Origin of the sequence: Pseudomonas sp. TWP3-2 (assembly GCF_049897765.1) — a bacterium.
Classification (GTDB): Bacteria; Pseudomonadota; Gammaproteobacteria; order Pseudomonadales; family Pseudomonadaceae; genus Aquipseudomonas.
In genome coordinates this window covers 60131-77852 of the sequence record NZ_JAFCWW010000011.1, presented here as the reverse complement: position 1 = coordinate 77852, position 17722 = coordinate 60131, and the positions used below count along the sequence as shown (strand labels likewise).

The 17722-nt window shown below is 58.6% G+C and carries 13 protein-coding genes; 4 read left to right on the top strand and 9 right to left on the bottom strand.

The window, feature by feature from the left end; all coding sequences use genetic code 11:
• Window positions 1-166 precede the first annotated feature (166 nt).
• The 8 genes from ACP7EE_RS17645 to ACP7EE_RS17610 all read right to left on the bottom strand — a co-directional run bounded on the left by ACP7EE_RS17645 (window position 167) and on the right by ACP7EE_RS17610 (window position 10893).
• Window positions 167-1147, bottom strand: a complete 981-nt coding sequence (locus ACP7EE_RS17645) for a peptide ABC transporter ATP-binding protein (RefSeq protein ID WP_426235575.1) — start codon at window positions 1145-1147, stop codon at window positions 167-169.
• Window positions 1147-2115, bottom strand: coding sequence for an ABC transporter ATP-binding protein (locus tag ACP7EE_RS17640; RefSeq protein WP_426235573.1), 969 nt, complete (start codon window positions 2113-2115; stop codon window positions 1147-1149). The genes ACP7EE_RS17645 and ACP7EE_RS17640 overlap by 1 nt, the downstream gene beginning before the upstream one ends.
• A 10-nt stretch (window positions 2116-2125) precedes the next feature.
• Entirely contained in the window at window positions 2126-3049 is a 924-nt protein-coding gene (locus tag ACP7EE_RS17635) for an ABC transporter permease subunit (RefSeq protein WP_426202583.1), read from the bottom strand.
• Window positions 3050-3059: 10 nt separating this feature from the next.
• Window positions 3060-4070, bottom strand: coding sequence for an ABC transporter permease subunit (locus ACP7EE_RS17630; RefSeq protein WP_042557626.1), 1011 nt, complete (start codon window positions 4068-4070; stop codon window positions 3060-3062).
• Between the two features lie 73 nt (window positions 4071-4143).
• On the bottom strand, window positions 4144-5739 hold the full coding sequence (locus ACP7EE_RS17625; protein WP_426202581.1) for an ABC transporter substrate-binding protein: 1596 nt from the start codon (window positions 5737-5739) through the stop codon (window positions 4144-4146).
• A 77-nt stretch (window positions 5740-5816) separates the two neighbouring features.
• Window positions 5817-7193, bottom strand: coding sequence for an OprD family porin (locus ACP7EE_RS17620; protein ID WP_420647595.1), 1377 nt, complete (start codon window positions 7191-7193; stop codon window positions 5817-5819).
• A gap of 178 nt (window positions 7194-7371) precedes the next feature.
• Entirely contained in the window at window positions 7372-8970 is a 1599-nt protein-coding gene (locus ACP7EE_RS17615) for an ABC transporter substrate-binding protein (RefSeq protein WP_426202578.1), read from the bottom strand.
• Window positions 8971-9267: 297 nt separating this feature from the next.
• Window positions 9268-10893, bottom strand: a complete 1626-nt coding sequence (locus tag ACP7EE_RS17610) for an ABC transporter substrate-binding protein (RefSeq protein ID WP_420647597.1) — start codon at window positions 10891-10893, stop codon at window positions 9268-9270.
• A gap of 1114 nt (window positions 10894-12007) precedes the next feature.
• Between ACP7EE_RS17610 and ACP7EE_RS17605 the strand changes: the two genes are divergently transcribed.
• Entirely contained in the window at window positions 12008-12364 is a 357-nt protein-coding gene (locus tag ACP7EE_RS17605; protein ID WP_426235571.1) for a DUF6124 family protein, read from the top strand.
• Window positions 12365-12550: 186 nt separating this feature from the next.
• Here the strand turns inward: ACP7EE_RS17605 and ACP7EE_RS17600 are convergent, their stop codons facing one another.
• Window positions 12551-13267 (bottom strand): SIMPL domain-containing protein, encoded by a 717-nt coding sequence (locus tag ACP7EE_RS17600; RefSeq protein ID WP_426235569.1) that lies wholly within the window; start codon window positions 13265-13267, stop codon window positions 12551-12553.
• Between the two features lie 710 nt (window positions 13268-13977).
• Between ACP7EE_RS17600 and ACP7EE_RS17595 the strand changes: the two genes are divergently transcribed.
• The 3 genes from ACP7EE_RS17595 to ACP7EE_RS17585 all read left to right on the top strand — a co-directional run bounded on the left by ACP7EE_RS17595 (window position 13978) and on the right by ACP7EE_RS17585 (window position 17623).
• Window positions 13978-15246, top strand: a complete 1269-nt coding sequence (locus ACP7EE_RS17595) for an ATP-binding protein (protein WP_426202571.1) — start codon at window positions 13978-13980, stop codon at window positions 15244-15246.
• Entirely contained in the window at window positions 15239-15799 is a 561-nt protein-coding gene (locus ACP7EE_RS17590) for a response regulator transcription factor (protein ID WP_426202569.1), read from the top strand. Before ACP7EE_RS17595 ends, ACP7EE_RS17590 begins: the two co-directional genes overlap by 8 nt.
• Before the next feature lie 96 nt (window positions 15800-15895).
• Window positions 15896-17623 (top strand): ABC transporter ATP-binding protein/permease, encoded by a 1728-nt coding sequence (locus ACP7EE_RS17585; protein ID WP_426202568.1) that lies wholly within the window; start codon window positions 15896-15898, stop codon window positions 17621-17623.
• Window positions 17624-17722: the final 99 nt, after the last annotated feature.

Below are 17722 nucleotides of genomic sequence, written 5' to 3'. Positions count from 1 at the left end.
AAACAGAAGGGGTTTGGTCAACACGCCATCTCTGAATTCAACATCATCCCTGTGGGAGCGGGCTTGCCCGCGATTGCGGTGTGTCAGTCAACAAATCAGGTGACTGGCACGACGTCATCGCTGGCAAGCCCGCTCCGACAGGGTTTTGCATTTCCCCCAGATCTGCTTACGCCGCGCCGTCGAGGAACTGCTCGGCGTAGTGGCAAGCCACTTGCCGATTGTCGAGCAGGCGCAGGGCCGGCTCTTCAGTGCTGCAACGCTCGGTCGCATACGGGCAGCGCTTGTGGAAAGCGCAGCCCGGCGGCGGATTGAGCGGGTTGGGCAACTCGCCGACGATCTTGATTTTCGGCTTGTTCGGGTCCGGGTGAATCGTCGGGGTGGCCGACAGCAGCGCCTGGGTGTACGGGTGCAGCGGACGCTCGTAGATGGCGTTCTTCGGGCCCATTTCCACTGGGCGACCGAGGTACATCACCATCACGTCATCCGCCACGTGTTGCACCACTGCCAGGTTGTGCGAGATGAACACATAAGCGGTGTTGAACTCCTGCTGCAGATCCATGAACAGGTTCAACACCTGCGCCTGAATCGATACGTCGAGCGCCGAGGTCGGTTCATCCGCCACCAGCACTTTCGGTTGCAGCATCATCGCCCGAGCCAGCGCAATCCGCTGACGCTGACCGCCGGAGAACATGTGCGGATAACGCTGGTAGTGCTCGGGACGCAAGCCGACCTGCTTCATCATCGCCTGGACTTTTTCGCGACGTTCAGCCGCAGAAAGGTTGGTGTTGATCAGCAGCGGCTCGCCGAGTTGGTCACCGACTTTCTGCCGTGGGTTCAACGAGGCGTACGGGCTCTGGAACACCATCTGCACGTCTTTGCGCAGTTGCTTGCGCTGAGCCTTGTCGGCGCCGGAGACTTCCTGCCCGGCGATTTTCAAGGAACCGGAGGATGGCTCTTCAATCAGCGTCAGCGCACGCGCCAGTGTGGATTTGCCGCAACCCGACTCGCCTACAACCGCGAGGGTCTTGCCGGCTTCCAGTTCGAACGACACACCGTTGAGGGCGCGCACGGTCGCATGGCCCTTGAACAAGCCTCGGGACACTTCGTAGTGACGGGTCAGGTCGCGGGCGGTAAGTACGACGGCCATTACGCCACCTCCTGGTTCAGCGGGAAGAAGCAGCGGGCGAGGCTGTGGCTTTTCGGGTCAAGGGTCGGACGTTGTGCGCGGCAGCTGTCCTGCACGTACGGGCAGCGCGGCGACAACAGGCAGCCGTGCGGACGGTCATAGCGGCCGGGAACGATGCCCGGCAGCGTTGCAAGACGCTCGGCGCCCTGGCTATGTTCCGGAATCGCCTTGAGCAGCGCTTCGCTGTACGGATGCGCCGGGATGTCGAACAGTTGCGGTACCTGGCCGACTTCCACCGCTTGACCGGCGTACATCACGCACACGCGCTGGGCGGTTTCGGCCACGACCGCGAGGTCGTGAGTGATCAGCACCAGACCCATGTTCTGTTCTTTCTGCAACGCCAGCAGCAGGTCCATGATCTGCGCCTGAATCGTTACGTCGAGTGCTGTGGTCGGTTCATCGGCGATCAGCAGTTTCGGTTCGCCAGCAATAGCCATGGCGATTGCCACGCGCTGGCTCATGCCGCCGGACAGCTGATGCGGGTAGGCATCCATACGGCTGGCAGCGCCGGGGATTTCGACTTTTTCCAGCAGTTCGATGGCACGTTTACGTGCTTGCTTGCCGGACATTTTCAGGTGCAGACGCAGCACTTCTTCGATCTGGAAACCGACGGTGTAGCTCGGGTTCAGCGCGGTCATCGGATCCTGAAACACCATCGCCAGATCTTTGCCGACGATTTGCCGACGCTGACGGTTGCTCAGCTTGAGCATGTTCTTGCCGTCGAAATTCAGCGCGTCGGCGGTGACGATCCCCGGATGCTCGATCAGGCCCATCAGCGCCATCATGGTCACGGATTTACCCGAACCGGATTCGCCAACGATTGCCAGTACTTCGCCCTTGTCGACGCTGATGTCGAGGCCATCGACCACCGGCACAGCGTTTTTGTCGCCGAAACGAACGTTGAGATTCTTGATTTCCAACAGTGACATTTGAATCTCCTCAGGCGGCGTTCTTGAGTTTCGGGTCCAGCGCATCGCGCAGGCCGTCGCCCATCAAGTTGATTGCCAGCACGCTGAGCAAAATGGTCAGGCCAGGCAGACTTACCACCCACCAGGCGCGTTCGATGTAGTCGCGGGCCGAGGCCAGCATGGTGCCCCACTCAGGGGTTGGCGGTTGTACGCCAAGGCCGAGGAAGCCCAGGGCTGCGGCATCTAGAATCGCCGAAGAGAAACTCAGGGTCGCCTGTACGATCAGCGGTGCCATGCAGTTCGGCAGCACGGTGATGAACATCAGACGTGGCAGACCGGCACCGGCGAGGCGCGCGGCGGTCACGTAGTCGCGGTTCAGTTCGCCCATCACCGCAGCGCGGGTCAGGCGGACATACGACGGCAACGAAACCACGGCGATTGCGATCACGGTGTTGATCAGGCCAGGGCCGAGGATGGCGACAATCGCCACAGCCAGCAGCAGCGACGGCAAGGCCAGCATGATGTCCATCAGACGCATGATGGTCGGGCCAATCATTTTCGGGAAGAAGCCGGCGAACAGACCGAGCAGAATCCCCGGGATCAGCGACATCACTACCGACGACAAGCCGATCAGCAGCGACAGGCGCGAGCCCTGAATCAAGCGCGACAGCAGGTCGCGACCCAGTTCATCGGTACCGAGCAGAAATTGCATCTGCCCACCTTCCAGCCAGGCTGGCGGGGTCAGCAGGAAGTCGCGGTATTGCTCGCTCGGGTTATGCGGTGCGACCCATGGCGCGAACAGCGCGCAAAACACGATCAGCAGCATGAACAGCAGGCCGGCGACGGCACCTTTGTTCTTGGAAAACGCTTGCCAGAATTCTTTGTACGGGGACGGATACAGCAGGCTTTGATCGACTGCTGCCGCTTGATTTGCAGTTGAAGCTGGAGTGGTCATGGTCATGATCTCAGCGCTGATGACGGATGCGTGGGTTGGCAAAGCCGTAGAGGATGTCCACCACGAAGTTGACCAGAATCACCAGGCAGGCGATTAACAGGATGCCGTTTTGCACGACCGGATAGTCCCGTGCGCCGATGGCTTCGATCAGCCATTTGCCGATGCCGGGCCAGGAGAAAATCGTTTCGGTCAGCACCGCACCCGCGAGCAGGGTGCCGACTTGCAGGCCGACCACGGTCAGTACCGGAATCAGCGCGTTACGCAGACCGTGCACGAACACTACGCGCGACGGCGACAGGCCTTTGGCCTTGGCGGTGCGGATGTAGTCTTCGCGCAGCACTTCGAGCATCGATGAACGGGTCATCCGCGCGATCACCGCCAGCGGAATGGTACCGAGCACGATGGCTGGCAGGATCAGGTGGTGCAGGGCATCGAGGAACGCGCCCATGTCGTCGGCCAACAAGGTGTCGATCAGCATGAAACCGGTGCGTGGCTCGATGTCATAGAGCAGATCGATGCGCCCGGACACCGGGGTCCAGCCGAGGCTCACCGAGAAGAACATGATCAGGATCAGGCCCCACCAGAAGATCGGCATCGAATACCCCGCGAGGGAGATGCCCATCACCCCGTGGTCGAACAGGGATCCTCGCTTGAGTGCCGCAATCACCCCGGCCAGAAGCCCGAGGATGCCGGCGAACAGCAGGGCGGCCATGGACAGTTCCAGGGTCGCCGGGAAAAGGGAGGTGAACTCGGTCCATACGCTCTCACGAGTACGCAGGGATTCGCCAAGATCGCCTTGGGCCAGTTTGCCGATGTAGTCCAGATACTGGGCATACAGCGGTTTGTTCAGACCTAGGCGTTCCATTGCCTGAGCGTGCATTTCGGGGTCGACCCGACGTTCGCCCATCATCACTTCCACGGGGTCGCCCGGAATCATGCGAATCAACGCGAAAGTCAGCAAGGTGATGCCGAAAAACGTGGGGATCAACAACCCCAGTCGGCGGGCAATAAAACTAAACATCTTGTGTGGTACCTCATCAGCCGGTTAGGCGTGCCCGGCTTCCCTGGGGTCAGGGAGGCCGGGAGTTTCTTATCTACTTCACCTGGGTGGTGGCGAAGTTATTAGTGGTGAGAGGACTGATGTGATAGCCCTCTACGTTGTTGCGCATTGCGGTGAACATACGGGTGTGGGCCATGCTGATCCACGGCTGATCCTGGTTAAAGATCGCCTGGGCTTGTTCATACAGCTTGGCGCGTTCGGCCGGATCTACTTTAGCCCGTGCTTCGTCGATCAGCGTCTGGAATTTCTCGCTGCACCAGCGCGCGTAGTTTTCGCCGTTCTTGGCCGCTTCGCAACTGAGCATAGGCGTCAGGAAGTTATCCGGGTCGCCGTTGTCGCCCGCCCATCCGGCCGACACCATGTCGTGCTCGCCAGCCTTGGCGCGCTTGAGCATTTCGCCCCATTCCATCACGCGGATGTCGATCTTGATCCCGACTTTCGCCAGGTCAGCCTGCATCATCTGCGCGCCGAGCATCGGGTTCGGGTTGGTCGGACCGCCGCCGTTACGGGTGAACAAGGTGAACGTGGTGCCTTCCGGAACCCCGGCTTCCTTGAGCAAGGCGCGGGCCTTGTCCAGATCACGCGGCGGGTTTTTCAGGTCGTGGTTGTAGCCGAGCAGCGTGTCCGGGTACGGGTTGACCGCGACGGTTGCGTTGCCTTTGCCAAACACTGCGTTGACGTAAGCGGCTTTGTCGAAGGCCATGTCGATCGCCTTGCGCACGCGCACGTCGCTCATATATTTGTGCTGGGTGTTCATGGCGATGTACGAAACGGTCATCGCGTTCAGCTCATCAATCTTGAGGTTGCTGTCTTTCTTGATGCTCGGGATGTCATCCGGCTTCGGATACAGCGCGATCTGGCACTCATTGGCTTTGAGCTTTTGCAAGCGCACGTTGTTATCGATGGCGATGGCCAGGATCAACGCGTCTGCCGGTGGCTTGCCACGGAAGTATTCCGGGTTGGCCTTGAAGCGCACCTGCGCATCCTTGGCGTAACGCTGAAAGATGAACGGGCCGGTGCCGACCGGTTTGTTGTTGAGGTCGCCAGTCTTGTTGGCCTTGAGCAACTGGTCGGCGTATTCGGCGGAGTAGATCGCCGTGAACGGCATCGCCACGTCAGCGAGGAACGGCGCTTCGCGACGGGTCAGGGTGAACTTGACCGTGTTGTCGTCGACTTTTTCGACGTTCTTCAGCAGTTCTTTGAAGCCCATGCTTTCAAAGTACGGGAAGCCCACGCTCGACAGTTTGTGCCACGGGTGATTCGGGTCCAGCTGACGCTGGAAGCTCCAGAGCACGTCGTCGGCGTTCATGTCGCGGGTCGGCTTGAAGTATTCGGTGGTTTGGAACTTGACGCCTTTGCGCAGGTGGAACGTGTAAGTCAGACCGTCTTCGCTGATCTCCCACGAATCTGCCAGCGCCGGGACGATTTCAGTGGTGCCGGGCTTGAAGTCCACCAGTCGATTGAAGATGGTTTCGGCCACCGCATCGGCTGTGACTGCAGTTGTGTACTGGACCATATCGAAGCCTTCCGGACTGGCTTCGGTGCAGACCACCAAGGGTTTGGCCGAGACGCCGATGGCGGCGCTCAACAACGCGGCAGCGACGGCCGCACGTAGGGGAAGCATTTTCATCGATAACCCTCTGCAATCGGTTGAAGACAAACAACCGAACGGCCGACTCATCATGAGTCAGCCGTCGGTTGGCGTTTTTACAGAATGTTGAATGGTACGGTGGTCACCAGACGGAACTCGTTGATGCTGCCGTCAGCCTGGTTTTCGCTGGCGCGGTGCGTGGTGTAAGTCGCGCGTACGGTGGTGGCTTTCAGCGGGCCGCTCTGTACGGCGTACGAAGTACCGATGCCGTATTCGTAGTGATGTTCGCCGTCCATGCTATTCACGTCGTAAGCAGTGCCGGTGTAGTGAGTACCGTCGATGCCCCAGCCGCGAGCGGTGTAAGCGTTGAACTTCAGACCCGGCACGCCGTATTCGGCCATGTTGATACCGTAAGCCACCTGGAACGACTTCTCGTTTGGTCCGTTGAAGTCCGACAGCAGGGAGTTGGCCAGGTAGATGCCGTTGGTTTCGTGCAGGTAGTCGAAGTACTCGTTACCGTTCACTTCCTGATAGGAGAAAGTCAGCGAGTGTGCCTGGTGCGTCAGGCCGAACGACAGCGAGTAGGTGTCGTTGTCGATGTTGCCCATCAGGCGTTTGCCTTCATCGACAGTCTTGTAGTAGTTCAGGCCGGTGGTCAGGCTCAGCACCGAGCTGTCGCCCAGTTCGTGAGTGGCGCCGAAGTAGTACTGGTTCCAGAAGTCTTCAACCTGAGTCGCGTAGAGGCTGGTTTTCAGGCTCTTCAACGGCTGATAGTTCACGCCGGCGGTGTTGACGTGGTCGGTTTCGGCGCCGTTGTTGGTGTATTCCGAGCGGAATTTCGACAGGCTCTGTTCGGTACGTGGCGACACGCGGTCGAAGGTGGCCAGGTCGAACGACAGGTTGTCGAACTCTTCACTGTGGATCGCCACACCTTCGAAGCTCGAAGGCAGCGGACGGTTGCCGATCACATCGACGATCGGGCTGCTGAAGTTCATGCGGCCGGCGGTCAGCGTGGTGTTGGAAACGCGCGCCTTTACGTTGGCCAGACCCAGTTTGCTCCACTGATCGACGGCGTCGCCGTTGGAGTGGGCCAGCGTACGGTTGGAACCGCCCTTGATGTCTTCACGGCTGCGATCCAGCGCGATGGCGTTGTAGGCCGCCACTTCGGTGCTGAAACCGACGGTGCCCTGAGTGAAGCCCGAGGTGTAGTTGAGGATGGTGCCCTGAACCCAGTTGATCCGGCGCGAACCGGTCAGGGTTTCACCGTGGCGCTCGTACTTGAAGTTGCCGCCACGCTTTTTCTCTTCGTTGGCGTACCAGTTACGGGTCGAACCCGACAGGCTCTGGCCATCGATGAAGCCTTTGGCTTCCGACTGGGCGCTGGTGCTGGCCAGTTGGGTCGGCACGAAGTCCTGGCTGACGCTCTCGGCATGGGCCCCGGCGGTGATGCTGCTGATGGCCAGGGCCAGTATCGCAGTGCTGCTCAGTTTCATGGGTGAAGCTCCTTTACTTTCTTTTTATACCGGTCTTTTTTGGTTGTCCGGCTATTTGGTTTAGAACTTATTCACACACCGCAAACGTTTGCAAAAGGCCTGATGGGCGAAATTCGGCAAAGCGCTTGCGTGAGGGGCTAGACAGGCCCCTCAGGGTTGCGGCTAATCGGTTTGGTGTTTAATCGATGCTCACGCCCGAGAACACGTTGCGGCCGAAGGGGCTGACTTTGAACCCTTCGACTTTGGCGCTCAGCGGCTGGTTGACCGTCGAGTGAGCGACAGGCGTGATCGGCACTTGCTGTTTAAGCAATTGCTGGGCCTGTTTATAGAGCACGCTGCGCTGGTCGCGGTCGGTGACGACCTTGGCCTGTTTGATCAGCTTGTCGTAAGCCGGATCGCACCACATGGAGTAGTTATTGCCGCCGATGGCATCGCAGCTGTACAGCGTGCCGAGCCAGTTGTCCGGATCCCCATTATCCCCGGTCCAGCCGATCAGGCTGATGTCGTGCTCGCCATTCTTGGTGCGCTTGATGTACTCGCCCCATTCGTAGCTGACGATCTTCACTTTCAAACCGATTTTTGCCCAGTCAGCCTGAAGCATTTCGGCCATCAGCTTGGCATTCGGGTTGTACGGACGCTGCACCGGCATCGCCCACAGAGTGATCTCGGTGCCTTCTTTGACGCCGGCAGCCTTGAGCAGCTCTTTGGCTTTTTCCGGGTTGTAGACGGTGTCTTTGATGGTGTCGTCGTAAGACCACTGGGTCGGCGGCATGGCGTTGACCGCCAGCTGCCCGGCGCCTTGGTAAACGGCGTTGAGAATCCCTTGTTTATTCACTGCCATGTCCAGCGCCTGACGCACTTCGAGTTGGTCGAAGGGCTTGTGGCGGGTGTTGTAGGCGATGTAACCGAGGTTGAAACCGGGCTTCTCGATCAGTTGCAGGTTCGGGTCATTCTTCAGCGCTGGCACATCGGCCGGGCGTGGATTAACGGTGACCTGGCATTCGTTCTTTTTCAGTTTCTGAACGCGCACTGACGCGTCGGTGTTGATGGAGAAGATCAGATTCTTCAGCTTCACGCGGCTCGGGTCCCAGTACTGCGGGTTGCCGGTGTAGCGAATGTTCGAATCTTTCTGATAGCTCTTGAACACGAACGGCCCAGTGCCGATCGGCTTCTGGTTGATGTCGCTCGGCTTGCCTTCAGCCAGCAGCTCGTCGGCGTATTCGGCAGAAAGGATCGCGGCGAAGCTCATGGAAACGTTCTGAATGAACGCGGCGTCGACGCTGTTGAGCGTCATGACCACGGTCAGCGGCCCGGTTTTTTCGACCTTGGCAATGTTCTTGTTCAGGCTCATCCCGTTGAAATACGGGAATTCGGTTGGATAAGCCTTACGGAATGGCTGCTGCGGATCGAGCATGCGGTTAAACGTGAACAGCACGTCGTCGGCGTTGAAATCGCGGGTCGGCTTGAAGTACGGGGTTGTATGAAATTTCACGCCTTCACGCAGGTGAAAGGTGTATTTCAGTCCATCCTCGGAAATATCCCAACTGGTCGCCAGGCCCGGGACGACATTGGTCTCGCCTTTTTCGAACTCGGCCAGACGGTTGTAGATCGGCTCGGCGGCGTCGTTATCGGTCGCGGCGGTGTATTGCGCGGTATCAAAACCGGCCGGGCTGCCTTCGGAGCAGAACACCAGGCTGTCGCTGGCGGCGAAACTCGTGGACGTGGCGGCCAACAGGCCGGCGCCCAGCAATGCGGAAAAAACCAAGGTATGGCGCATGACGCTCCCTCTTTTTTAGTGTTTTCAATGCGCCGCGATCCCTTCCTAGGGATGTGGTAGCTGCATCGAGCTCAAACCAATACGTACAACAAACCGATCGCTCACACAGTCACTGGTCAGTACCCGACGGTAGGGGCCGCGGGCCTGGCAGTAAATGCGCAGAGTCCTAAAGACTCGTAGGAAAAGGCAACACGTCCTGAAGCGCCTCAGTAAGACCGGGCGGAAAAGGTTGTAGGCAAATTCCCAACTTCTCGGCAGAAAAAAAGCGGCAACGCTGAAAACGTTGCCGCTTTTTTCTTATTTGCTGACGCTGACGCCGTAGAAGGAGTTCAAGCCGAATGGGCTGATCTTGAAGTCCTGCACGTTGGCGCGCATGGGTTGATACACCGTCGAGTGAGCGATAGGTGTCATCGGCACAGCATCCTTGAGGACGTGTTGTGCCTGTTTGTACAGTTCGGTGCGTTTACCCTGATCGGTAGTGCGCTTGGCTTCCTTGACGAGGCCGTCGAACTTCTTGTCGCACCATTTGGAGAAGTTGTTGCCACTCAGCGAGTCGCAACCAAACAGCACGTTGAGCCAGTTGTCCGGATCACCATTGTCACCGCTCCAGCCGATGATCATCGCCTGGTTCTCGCCACCTTTGGAACGCTTGATGTACTCGCCCCATTCGTAGCTGGTGATCTTCACGTTGAGACCGATTTTCTTCCAGTCGGACTGGAGCATTTCGGCCATCAGTTTGGCGTTCGGGTTATACGGACGCTGCACCGGCATCGCCCACAGGACGATTTCGGTACCTTCCTTGACGCCGGCTTCCTTGAGCAGCTCTTTGGCTTTCTCGGGATCGTACTTGGCGTCTTTGATGGTGGTGTCGTAGGACCACTGGGTCGGCGGCATGGCGTTGACGGCCAGTTGGCCGGCGCCCTGGTAAACCGAATCAATGATCTGCGGCTTGTTCACCGCCATGTCCATCGCCTGGCGCACGCGCAGGTCAGCCAGCGGGTTTTTCTCGTCGCTGCCTTTGACCTTGTCCATCACGTTGTAGGCGATGTAACCGAGGTTGAAACCAGCCTGGTCAGGCATCTTCAGCGCTTTGTCTTCTTTCAGCGCTTTCAGGTCAGCCGGACGCGGGAACAGAGTGACCTGGCACTCGTTCTTTTTCAGCTTCTGAATACGTACCGACGGGTCGGTGGTGATGGCGAAGATCAGGTTGTCGATCTTCACGTCGTCAGGCTTCCAGTAGTCCTTGTTCCCGGTGTAGCGGATGTTGGAGTCTTTCTGGTAGCTCTTGAACACGAACGGGCCAGTGCCGACCGGCTTCTGGTTGATGTCGGCGGCTTTGCCGTCTTTCAACAACTGGGCGGCGTATTCGGCGGACTGCACCGAAGCGAAGCTCATGGCCATGTTCTGGATGAACGCGGCGTCGACTTCTTTAAGAGTGAACTTGACGGTGTGCTCGTCGACTTTGTCGATCTTGGTGATGTTGGTGTCCATCCCCATGTCGGTGAAGTACGGGAATTCGGTCGGGTACGCCTTACGGAACGGGTCATCCTTGTTAATCATGCGATTAAAGGTGAACAGCACGTCGTCGGCGTTGAACTCACGAGTCGGCTTGAAATACGGGGTGGTATGGAACTTGACGCCTTCACGCAGGTGGAAGGTGTAAGTCAGGCCGTCATCCGAGATGTCCCACTTGGTCGCCAGGCCAGGAATCACAGCGGTGCCGCCGCGTTCGAACTGGGTCAGGCGGTTGAACATGGTTTCGGCTGAGGCGTCGAAGTCGGTTCCGGTGGTGTACTGGCCTGGGTCGAAACCGGCCGGGCTCCCTTCGGAGCAGAACACCAGGTTAGTCGCAGCGGATGCGAAAGGTGCGGAGGCTAACAAGCCTGCGCCGACTAAAAACGGAATGACCGCGTGTTTAAGCATGTTGGCCTCATGATTTGTTGTCATTTTTTAGTTTTGAGGTACGACCTCGTGAGTCGTGCCTGCGGATACTTATGCAGGCGCCATACCCAATGCAAGATCCAGAGCGGTCGCGGGCGCCAATCGGTGGCACGAACGTACCTTAATGTCGCATCCGTATAAGTTCTGACGCATTTGACCGTTTGCGGGTGGTTTTTACGGTGCAAATGAAGCCCTGAAACGGTGCGCTGGTCACGATGTGTGCGCTGGATTGGGGCTGGGTGTTACTTATTTATACCTGTGGTATGGATCGGGTTGTACCGGGTTGGTTGATATGGGAGGGATCCGTAGCAGCGGTATGGCTGCTTATGGTTCCGCCCTGACGGTCGGGTCACTTTGGCAAACGCCCCAAAGTAACCAAAGGTCTTTACCCTGACGTTCGGCCCGCTCGCTGGGGCTCGGGGTTCCTTCGTTCCGGGATTCATCCGGGGGCATCGCCTCCGGTTTGCTGCGCTGCACCTCCTCTCGATGTGTTCGACTGCGTCGAACGGCGCTGCGCTCCCACCCCGAATGAACCCCTCCACTCAGCCTGCCGATGGGCGCTAGAGATCAAGAGCTTTACTCGAGCTAACGCTCATCGTGTTGAGTGGGGCGGCTGTGCCGCGAAGGGTGCACGCTGTACCTGTGGGAGCTGGCTTGCCAGCGATGGCGGCCTGACAGCCGACCAATTTCTAACCGAATGCAACCGGGTTCTAAATGTGGGAGCTAGCCTGCTAGCGATGAGGCCAGCCCGGCCAACCAGTCATTTGGAATGTTTAAGGGTGTGTGTGTTTTGCCGATCCTTCCCACAAGGTTTTCAGGTTGTCCGTCGGAAGTGCGGTCTCTAGTCTTTGGTTGTCGCAGAAAACTCTGCGATCGGGTGTGAGAACCCGGGCAAGTTAGTGTTATTCAAACGTCAGTCCGCCCATAATCGCCGCCAGCTTGTCTGCTGCCTGTGATTGTTTTATGGCGGCTGTGTGCGGGCAGACTTCGGTCTGGCCGGAACCTCCTTGCCCGGTTTCTCACCCCGCACATAGCTGCCACCATCTCGCGTGTGAGAACGGGATTTGATGGCTTCGAATCAGCAAGGAGGATATTTATGAACAAGGTTGTCCCCGACCCACCCCTCGAAACCCCACTCGAAGAAGCCCTGCGCACCGAAGACCTCGCCAAAAACCGCGAAGCCATCAAACGCGCCCTCGATTTCTATCTCTGCCCCAATCCAGTCCGACCCAGCCCACCGAGTACCATGTTCATGGTTCGCCCCAACGTCGACACCGAAAGCCTGCTCGCCCATGCCTGTGAATCGCTGGCGTCGGCCAGTACGCTGGCGAGCAATTTCGCCAACGAACTGAGCGGCGAGCAGCGGCATTCGGTGTTGGCGATTCAGCAGATCATCATGCTCGCCGAGCTGGCGGTGAATCGGGCGCTGGATCGGGTTGATCCACAAACTTAAGACCGCGTCATCGTTCATCGCTGGCAAGCCAGCTCCCACAGGATCAGCGCATATTTAAAAATGGCGCATGACCTTGTGGGAGCTGGCTTGCCAGCGATGACGTCGGATCATTCACCATAAATCCCAGGCACAAAAAAACCGGCGATCATTCTCTGATCGCCGGTTTTTCATTCAGCCCAAATCAAATCACGGCATCAACACTTCAATCGAGCCGTCCGCCGTCATGCTGACCTGGCTGGTGCCCGCTTCAACTTCAGGCGTCACCGGGGCCGAATCCATGCCCGCTGCTTTCATCATCATCGGTGCGCGCATGTACGGTTGAGGGTAGCCGTTGCTGTTGAGGTTCAGGTTGACGATTTTGTAGCCCTTGCCGCCCAGTGCATCGGTGGCCAGTTGCGCTCGGGCTTTGAAGGCGGTTACGGCTTCTTTGAGCAGCGCGTCTTCGCTGGTTTTGCGCGTCGGGTCGGCGATGGCAAAGTCCATGCCGCCCATTTTCAGGTCGGTCAGCAGTTCGCCGGTGAGTTTGGACAGGGCGGCGAAGTCGGCGCTTTCCAGACGCAGTTCGGCGCGCTCACGCCAGCCGGTAATTTTCTGGCCTTTGGTGTCGTAGATCGGGTAGCTGTTGCGGCTGCCCTGGCGCAGGGTGATGTCTTTGACTTGCTTGGCCTGGGCCAGTGCCTTGTTCATGGTGGTGCTGACGTCGGCGGCGAGTTTGGCCGGGTCGGTGTTTTGCTCTTCGGTGTAGAGAGTCACGATCATCAGGTCGCGTGCGACTTCCTGGCTGACTTCGGCGCGCAGGGCAATCTGGTTGTAGTGCAGCTCATCAGCGGCGAAGGCTGGAAGGCTGGCGACGCTGCCGACGGTCAGGGCGAGGAGGGCGGCGCTGCGGCGAAATGTGTGCATGAAAGCTCCTTGATGAGGGCGCAGGTGCTGGTTCGGGGGCCTGCGTGAACCATCAGACTCTAGCTTTAATGATCCGGTTCGCCCAGTTACAACTTCTATACAGATGATCAGGGGTTGCCGTTGGTCGGAGAAGGCGGGGTGCCTGTCAGATCTGACAGTAGAAATATTTCCTCGGCTGATTGAGCATGATCGAAAGTCGGACCTGACTGTCGGCTTCAAAACGTTCAACCATAAATAAGGAAGTTGATCATGACCGAACAAGGAAAGGTGGTTGCTCGAAGACGAGGTTATGACGTCAGACGACAGGAGCGCAACGGAGATCATGCGTTTTGGATTTACCTCAGTAACTACCAGGTCGGTTGCCCCTATGGGGCAGAGGTGGACGCATGGAGTTACGTCCAGACGTTGATCAGTCGAAACACCTACGGAATCGGTTGCAGACTGATCGAGTAAACCGGCGATCGATAACAGATGCCGATTGTCTGCGCATCATCTCCCTGTGCAATCGCGGTGGTCGCTGCGCGGCCAATCGCCAGCAGGCACCTCCAACAGTTTATAAGCATTCTCTGGAGCCAGCCTGCTGGCGATGGGGCTCTAATTGCCGCCGCCGATCTTTCTGCCATGTGGTCGTTTGCCGCACTTTCGCCTCTCGAGCCCCCTGCTTGGTTATACTCCGTGCGATCCGCCTGGAGCGCTCATCAGGAGAGCTCATGCTCGCCCCCGTTCAACTGACTTCCGCCACTCGCCAGAACCTCTGGCGGCTGACTTTCATCCGCACGTTGGTGCTTGCCGCGCAGGCCGGTTCGGTGGGCATTGCCTACTGGCTGGAGCTGTTGCCGTTGCCGTGGGTGCAACTGGCGATGACGCTCGGCTGCTCGACGCTGCTCTGCGTGTTCACCGCCGTGCGCCTGCGCACTTCGTGGCCGGTAACCGAGCTGGAATACGCGCTGCAACTGGCCTGTGACTTGTTTATCCACAGTGCGCTGCTGTATTTCTCCGGCGGTTCGACCAACCCGTTCGTTTCCTATTATCTGGTGCCGTTGACCATCGCCGCCGTGACGTTGCCATGGCGCTATTCGGTGATTCTGTCCGGGATCGCGCTGGCGCTGTACACCTTGTTGCTGGCGCGCTTCTACCCGTTTCCGCTGGATACTTTCCCCATCGCCCGGGAGAATTTGCAGACCTACGGGATGTGGCTGAGTTTTGCTCTGGCCGCCGCGGTGATCACGTTCTTCGCCGCACGCATGGCCGAAGAGCTGCGCCGTCAGGAAGAATTACGTGCAATCCGTCGTGAAGAAGGCCTGCGTGACCAGCAATTGCTCGCCGTCGCGACTCAGGCTGCGGGCGCCGCGCATGAATTGGGTACGCCGCTGGCAACCATGAGTGTGTTGCTCAGAGAGATGCAGCAGGATCACCACGATCCACTGTTGCAGGATGATCTCAAGGTGCTGCAGGATCAGGTCAAGGCGTGCAAGGAAACCTTGCAGCAACTGGTACGCGCCGCCGAGGCCAACCGGCGTCTGGCGGTGGACATGCAGGACGTCACCGACTGGCTCGACGAAGCGCTGAACCGCTGGCACCTGATGCGTCCGGAAGCCAGTTATCGCTTCCAGCGTCTCGGTCAGGGCACGGTGCCGCGCATGGCGCCGCCGCCGGATCTGACCCAGGCGCTGCTGAATCTGCTGAATAACGCCGCCGACGCCTGCCCGGAAAACCTCCAGGTAACGCTCGACTGGAACGCCGAAGACCTGACCATCAGCATTCGCGATCACGGTGCCGGTGTACCGCTGGCCATTGCCGAACAGATCGGCAAACCGTTTTTTACTACGAAGGGCAAAGGTTTCGGCCTGGGCCTGTTTTTGAGCAAGGCCAGCGTGACACGCGCCGGCGGCTCAGTGAAACTCTATAGTCATGAGGAAGGCGGCACGCTCACCGAGCTGCGCCTGCCCCACGGCGCCCGAGGAGACCAACATGAGTGACGAGATCCAAGTAGAAGGCGAAGAGCTGCCGCATTTGCTGCTGGTTGACGACGATGCAACTTTCACCCGCGTGATGGCTCGAGCCATGGCCCGTCGTGGCTTTCGCGTGAGCACCGCCGGTTCCGCCGAGGAAGGCCTGACCATCGCTCTGGCCGATATCCCGGATTACGCCGCGCTCGACCTGAAAATGGACGGCGATTCCGGCCTGGTATTGCTGCCAAAGCTGCTGGAGCTGGACCCGGAAATGCGCGTGGTGATCCTCACCGGTTACTCGAGCATTGCCACCGCGGTCGAAGCGATCAAGCGCGGCGCCTGCAATTATCTGTGCAAACCGGCGGATGCCGATGACGTGCTGGCAGCGCTGCTCTCCGAGCACGCCGACCTCGACACGCTGGTGCCGGAAAACCCGATGTCGGTCGATCGCCTGCAATGGGAACACATCCAGCGCGTACTGACTGAACACGAAGGCAACATCTCCGCCACTGCCCGCGCCCTGGGCATGCATCGCCGCACCCTGCAGCGCAAACTGCAGAAGCGCCCGGTTCGTCGCTGAACCTGCGCTGAACGACTATCGCCAGCTCTCGCGATAAATCGCACCGATCATCTATGATCGGTGCGTGTCTGTTGATTTCTTTATCGAGCCTTTTCCATGAATCAGAACGCTGAATATTCCGCGGTCAACGATACTGTGCGCGGCCAGTTTTTTCGTAAAGTGTGGGCGATGATCACCCCGTACTGGCGTAGTGAAGAGAAGGGCAAGGCCTGGGTTTTGCTGATAGCGGTGATTGCGCTGTCGCTGTTCAGCGTCGGCATTTCGGTGTGGATCAACAGTTGGTACAAGGATTTCTACAACGCCCTGCAAAAGAAGGATGAAGCGGCGTTTTGGCAGTTGATTCTGTATTTCTGCGGGATCGCGGCGGTGGGTATCCTCGGCGCGGTGTACCGCTTGTACTTGACGCAGATGCTGACGATTCGCTGGCGGGCCTGGCTGACCGAAAACCATTTCGCCCGTTGGCTCGGGCACAAGAATTACTACCAGATGGAGCAGGGCGGCTACACCGATAACCCTGACCAGCGGATTTCCGAAGACCTCAACAAATTCACGGCCAACACCTTGGGTCTGGGTTTGGGGCTGATTCGCACGGTCGTGAGTCTGGTGTCTTTCTCGATCATTCTGTGGGGCGTTTCCGGCACGATTGAGGTGTTCGGGTTCACCATTCCCGGTTACATGTTCTGGTGTGCATTGTTGTATGCGGCGGTCGGCAGTTGGCTGACGCACTTGATCGGCCGGCGCCTGATCGGTCTGAACAACAACCAGCAACGCTACGAAGCCGACCTGCGTTTCTCCATGGTCCGGGTGCGTGAAAACGCCGAGAGCATTGCGCTGTACAACGGCGAGCCAAACGAAAACCGTCGCTTGAGCAACCGCTTCGGACTGGTCTGGCACAACTTCTGGGACATCATGCGCGTGTCCAAGCGCCTGACGTTTTTTACTTCCGGTTACTCGCAGATTGCGATCATCTTCCCGTTTATCGTTGCCGGGCCGCGTTATCTGGCCGGCAAGATCGAACTGGGCGAGCTGATGCAAATCAACTCGGCGTTCGGCAATGTGCAGGAGAACTTCAGCTGGTTCATCAGCGCCTATGCGGATCTCGCCGAGTGGCGCGCCACGTGTGATCGACTGCTGAGTTTTCGTCAGGCCATGACCGATAACGAGGAGCGCACGCCGGCCATCGATGTGCAGAACCAGGGCAGCGAATTGCAGGTGCACAACCTCGGGCTGGACCTGGCCGACGGCCGTCATCTGCTGACCAACGCCGACATGACTGTGGAGCCGGGTGAGCGGGTGATGCTCAGCGGTCGTTCCGGTAGCGGCAAGTCCACGCTGCTCAGAGCGATGGGCCATTTATGGCCGGCGGGCCACGGCAATATTCGTCTGCCGGCGGCGCGATATCTGTTCCTGCCGCAAAAACCCTATCTGCCGATCGGTACCCTGCGCGAGGCGTTGAGTTATCCACAGCCGGGCGATACTTACGCGCCAGAACGTTATGCACAAGTGCTGGAAACCTGCCGCTTGCCGCATCTGATTGCGCGTCTGGATGAAGCCAATCACTGGCAACGCATGCTCTCGCCGGGTGAGCAACAACGCCTGGCCTTCGCCCGCGCCCTGCTTTACGCGCCACATTGGCTGTATATGGATGAAGCGACTTCGGCGATGGATGAGGAAGATGAAGCGACGTTGTATCAGGCGCTGATCGATGAGTTGCCGGGGCTGAGCATCGTCAGCGTCGGCCATCGCAGTAGCTTGAAGCGCTTCCATCCACGGCATGTGCGGATCGAGAACGGGCACTTGGTAGAACAGGCCGTGACTGCCTGATTATCACGCAATACCTGTGGGAGCTGGCTTGCCAGCGATGGCGTCCGAACAGTCGACTTGTTGGTTTACTGATAGGGCCTCATCGCTGGCAAGTCGAAT